This window comes from Acidocella sp., from assembly GCF_028687955.1.
Taxonomy (GTDB): Bacteria; Pseudomonadota; Alphaproteobacteria; order Acetobacterales; family Acetobacteraceae; genus Acidocella.
This window is the reverse complement of sequence record NZ_JAQTZC010000106.1, coordinates 1-4,669: the sequence shown is the minus strand read 5'-3', so window position 1 is coordinate 4,669 and position 4,669 is coordinate 1. Positions and strand designations below refer to the sequence as shown.

At 62.0% G+C, this 4,669-nt stretch carries 4 protein-coding genes and 2 pseudogenes; 1 reads left to right on the top strand and 5 read right to left on the bottom strand.

Annotation, left to right across the window (positions count from 1 at the left end):
• Nucleotides 1-97 precede the first annotated feature (97 nt).
• The 5 genes and pseudogenes from PHE40_RS10615 to PHE40_RS10595 form a co-directional block, all read right to left on the bottom strand.
• Nucleotides 98-1,180, bottom strand: a complete 1,083-nt coding sequence (locus PHE40_RS10615) for a bifunctional aminoglycoside phosphotransferase/ATP-binding protein (RefSeq protein WP_299961568.1) — start codon at nucleotides 1,178-1,180, stop codon at nucleotides 98-100.
• Nucleotides 1,177-1,662 (bottom strand): hypothetical protein, encoded by a 486-nt coding sequence (locus PHE40_RS10610; protein WP_299961566.1) that lies wholly within the window; start codon nucleotides 1,660-1,662, stop codon nucleotides 1,177-1,179. The genes PHE40_RS10615 and PHE40_RS10610 overlap by 4 nt, the downstream gene beginning before the upstream one ends.
• A complete protein-coding gene (ftsH, locus tag PHE40_RS10605) occupies nucleotides 1,655-3,496 on the bottom strand; it encodes an ATP-dependent zinc metalloprotease FtsH (RefSeq protein WP_408839067.1) in 1,842 nt (613 codons plus the stop codon). The genes PHE40_RS10610 and ftsH overlap by 8 nt, the downstream gene beginning before the upstream one ends.
• A gap of 76 nt (nucleotides 3,497-3,572) precedes the next feature.
• Nucleotides 3,573-4,085, bottom strand: coding sequence for a CBS domain-containing protein (locus PHE40_RS10600; protein ID WP_299961562.1), 513 nt, complete (start codon nucleotides 4,083-4,085; stop codon nucleotides 3,573-3,575).
• A 102-nt stretch (nucleotides 4,086-4,187) separates the two neighbouring features.
• Nucleotides 4,188-4,400 (bottom strand): annotated as a pseudogene (locus PHE40_RS10595) (hypothetical protein); the annotation flags it as partial.
• Between the two features lie 65 nt (nucleotides 4,401-4,465).
• Between PHE40_RS10595 and PHE40_RS10590 the strand changes: the two are divergent.
• Nucleotides 4,466-4,669: pseudogene (locus PHE40_RS10590) on the top strand (ISAzo13-like element transposase-related protein); the annotation flags it as partial.

Genomic DNA, 4,669 nt, shown 5'->3' with positions numbered 1-4,669 from the left:
TTAAGGCTGACTGGTATTATTGTTTTTTATTGTTTTTTCGTATCAAATCCGCACAAATTGGGGTGCAAGCGAAATCTTTACTAAAAATAACAACGCGTTATAAGGTTTTTTGCGTAACCGCTCCACGTGGAGCATCCACAACCAGCCCACGCAAAATCAGCGCATCCAATATCCGCGCCACCTGCGTCCCGGTCCCGGCCGTGGCATCCACAACCAGCCAATCCACCGCCCCCTCAACCGCCTGCTCCCGCATCACCGCGGCATCCGCATCTGACGCATCGCCCCGCCGGCCCGCCAACCGCGCCGCCAACACCGCCACCGGCGCCTGTAGCCACACACCGCAAAATCCCACCCCCGCGCGCGCCGCCAGCGCCCGCGCCTCGGCCCGCATCTCCACCGCCAAAAACGCGGCATCCACAATCACCGGATACCCCGCCGCCAACACCTCTTGCGCTTGTTCCTCCATCGCCGCGTAAACCCGCGCGCTGGTCCCGGCGTCATACGCCGCCGCAGGCAGCCTCACCTCCGGCGCAACGCCGAAAATCTGCTTGCGCACTACATCGCTGCGAATCACCCGCGCGCCCGGCACCGGCCCCAACCGCCATGCCAGCGCCGCCGCAATGGTTGATTTCCCCGTCCCGCTCAACCCGCCGATCGCCAGCAGAAACGGCGTCCGTAGCCGCAGCGCCTCACCCGCCAGCGCCAGATACGCCCGCGCCGCCGCCAGCCCCGCCGCCGCCAAATTGTTACGATATTGCGCCACCAAAACATGCGCCCGCACCGCCGCGCGCATCGAGATAAACAGCGGCAACAGCGCCATCCCGCCCACATCCCCGGTGCGGTCCAAATACCGATTGCACACCGCATTCGCCTGCGCCGTAAATCCACGGTGCAACAAATCCATCAGCAAAAACGCCAGATCATACAACACATCGATACAGGAAAAATTCTCGTCGAATTCGATGCAATCAAACAGCCGCGGCCGGCCCTCCAGCAGGCAGATATTGCGCAAATGCAAATCCCCATGGCAGCGCCTCACCCTCCCCGCAGCCTTGCGCGCCTCCAGTAATGGCGCCAACCCCTCCAGCACAACCAGCGCCGCCGCGCTCACCTTCCGCGCCGCATCCGCGTCCAACAACGGCACCGCCCGCGTCAGATTTTCCGCATTCTCGGCAATCACCGCCCCACCGCCGCCGCGCCGCCAAACCCCGGCGCCACCGCCGCCGCCTCATGAAACGCGGCAATTTCATCGGTCACATCGCGCATCAGCGCAGGCGTCAGCCTGCCCGCCGCCGCCAGACAGTCCAGCAGATCATCCTGTGCAAACCTGCGCATTTCCAAAACAAAATCCACCGCCTGGCCGGCGCCGTCAAATTCCAGCCCGCCATCGGCGGCGCGCGTCAGCGCCCTCACCCGCAGATACAGCTCCGGCGCGCTGCGCCGGTTCAGCGCCAGTTCCCGCCTGCAATACATCTCCCGCAACATCGGCGTGGAATAATCCACATAGGAAAATCTCACCGCGCGCTTCAGCTTATACGCATGCTCCCCCGCCAGAAACACAATTGATATATGCGTCTCGATCCGCTCAACCAGCGCCCCCGGCGCACCGTAGCTGCTCCCCTCTCCCAGAAACGCAATAACCTCGGCCTGCGCCTCAGCCATTCGCTTCGCGCCAAGGCTTCACCCGCCTGGCCAGTTCCTCCAGTTTCCCACCGGAAAAACTCTCCGCCTCCAGCAGCCCTGCCGCCGACTCACGCAACAATGCCATGTTTTCCTGCAATATCAGCTTCGCCCGCGCGAACGCCGTATCCACCAAGGCGCGGATCGCCGCATCAATCGCCGCCGCCGTCGCCTCGCTATACTGGCGCGGCCGCCAGTCCACCCCGCCGCCGCCCAGCAGATGCGACTGCTCAGGCTCAAAAGTCACCTGCCCCAGCGTCTCATCCATGCCAAAACGCACCACCATGGAGCGCGCAATCTCCGTCGCGCGCATCAGATCATCCGCCGCCCCGGTTGAAACATCGGGAAATAGCAGCGTCTCCGCCGCGCGCCCGCCCATCAGCACGGTCATGCGGTTCAGCAGTTCCGCACGGCCCATCAAAAATCTGTCCTCCACCGGGCGCTGCATGGTGTAGCCAAGCGCCGCAATGCCGTGCGGAATGATCGAAATCTTCTGCACCTTGTCCACATCGGGCAAGGCCATGGCAACCAGCGCATGGCCCATTTCATGGTGCGCCACCACCGCGCGCTCCTTGGGCGCCAGCAGCCGGTTATGCTTCTCCAGCCCCGCGACAATCCGCTCCACCGCCTGGTTGAAATCCTCCAGCGTCACCGCCGCGCCATCGCGCCGCGTCGCCAAAAGCGCGGCCTCATTCACCAGATTCGCCAAATCAGCGCCGGTGAACCCCGGCGTCATCGCGGCGATCTCCTCAACGGAAACATCCGCCGCCAGCTTCACCTTTTGGATATGCAGCTTCAGAATATCCACCCGCCCCTTACGGTCTGGCCGGTCCACCAGCACCTGCCTGTCAAACCGCCCCGCACGCAGCAACGCTGGGTCGAGGATCTCCGGCCGATTGGTCGCCGCCAGCAGCACCACGCCGCTTGAGGGATCGAACCCATCCATCTCGGCCAGCAACTGGTTGAGCGTCTGCTCCTTCTCGTCATTGCCGCCGCCCTGCGTCATGCCGTTGCGCGCGCGCCCCAATGAATCCAGCTCATCGATAAAAATAATCGCCGGCGCCTGCTGGCGCGCCTGCACGAACAAATCGCGCACCCGCGCCGCCCCCACGCCCACGAACAATTCCACAAACTCCGAGCCGGAGATGGAAAAAAACGCCACCCCCGCCTCTCCGGCCACCGCGCGCGCCAGCAAGGTCTTGCCTGTCCCCGGCGGCCCCACCAGCAGCACGCCCTTTGGCACATGCGCCCCAAGCCGCCCGTAGGCGCCTGGATTTTTCAGAAAATCCACAACCTCCTTCAGCTCCGCCTTGGCCTCATCCACCCCGGCCACATCCTTGAAGCGCACCGGCACGGCACTTTCCGCATAAACCCGCGCCTTGCTCTTGCCCACGGCCAGCATACCGCCACCCACCCCGCCCATGCGACCGCCCAGCAGCACAAACCAGAGCACCCCAAACAGGAGCATCGGCGCCACCCAGCCCAGGATAGAGGCAAACAGCCCCGGCGCCGGCGCCCCGGCAAAAGTCACCTTGGATTTCTCCAAATCGCGCGCCAGCGCGGGGTCCACACGGTCGGTCGTGAATTGCGACGGCTGCCCGGCCGGAGCATTTTTCAGCGTACCGGTGATCACATCCGTCCCCACCATGAGATTATCTACCCCCCCGGCCTGCAACAGCGCCTGAAACTGGCTGTAGGGAATGGTCTCCACCTTGGCCTGGTTGGACTGGTTGAGCAGCGAGAGGATCAGCAGAGGCAGAAAAAGCGCCAGCCAAATAAGCCCGGAACGCCACACCGCTTCATGCTTTTTCGCCATCATGGCCCTCCCGGCTTACAATCTGCCATATCTCGCGATCATGACTGTATGCTTCTAATTCCGTTCTGCAAACAGCCTAGCCGCCCCCCCCGCGCGCGAGTGTGCGGACAATATCCGCCCGGCTGACAATGCCAACAACCCGCCCATTACGCAGCACCGGCACGCGCTTGATCCTGTGGTGCGTTAGTAGATCGGCAATTTCATTGATGCCGGCGCTCTCTGTCACGCTAACAACATCACGGGTCATCAAATCCGTGGCCCTGCGGTTGTCCACCCGAATATAATCCATAAACTCCGGCGCCAGCTCCTCGCCCTCGGCCAGAATATCCAACCACCAGGCCCGGCGCATGGCATTGCGCAATCCAAAGGAATGCATCAGATCCCCCTCGCTCACAATCCCCATCAGCCCGCCCGCGGCATCCACCACCGGCACCGCGCTAATGCCGTGCTCCCCCAGTTTCGCGGCAATCCCCGCCGCGGTATCGGCCGGACCAGCCGTAATCACATCACGGGTCATCATCCCGGCCGCCGTCTCCGCCAATCTCACCTGCGCCACTGCCAATCCTCCCATGCAGAGCGGCAAACTCATTGGAACACCGCGCAAGTGCATTGATTTCGATCAAAAATGTTCCGGCGGCGCGCTTCCAGCATCGCCAAATAGTCGAGTACTGACTGCGCCCGTTCACCATAACGCTTCCACATCAAGCGAGGCCAGGAAGGGATAAAATGGAGATGTTGAAGCGTACATCATGAAAGAATCGTTAAAACGCTGATGCGTCACATACCGCTTCTGCGCCAGCGCATGCGAATCTTTTACATGTATCTGCGATGCCTGAGAAAACCCGGCAAGCTGCTTGTGCGTTGATTGCGTAACAATAATCGCCGCATCCCCGGGCCCCAGATCATCAGCCCCATGGCAAAGCGCTATGTCTCCACCCCGCATAACCAGGCTTCTTCAGCGCAGGCACAGAACCCGAAGAATTGCGGGTGCATGATTTCCTGATCAAGGAACTTGGCTGCGCGGTGCCATATGGCGTCTACGATCTGGCCGCCAATTTCGGCTGGGTCAGCGTCGGCATCTGCATCGAAGCCCATCACCTGCCACCGGGCTCCAGCAAATGGAACAAAATCGAACACCGGTTTTTTCCTTTATCAGCATGAACTGGCGTGCTA

What these genes read in the sequence shown, in the direction of transcription:
- ftsH (WP_408839067.1), bottom strand. Translation starts at nt 3,496, where the DNA reads ATGGCGAAAAAGCATGAAGCGGTGTGGCGTTCCGGGCTTATTTGGCTG.
- PHE40_RS10610 (WP_299961566.1), bottom strand. Translation starts at nt 1,662, where the DNA reads ATGGCTGAGGCGCAGGCCGAGGTTATTGCGTTTCTGGGAGAGGGGAGC.
- PHE40_RS10600 (WP_299961562.1), bottom strand. Translation starts at nt 4,085, where the DNA reads ATGAGTTTGCCGCTCTGCATGGGAGGATTGGCAGTGGCGCAGGTGAGA.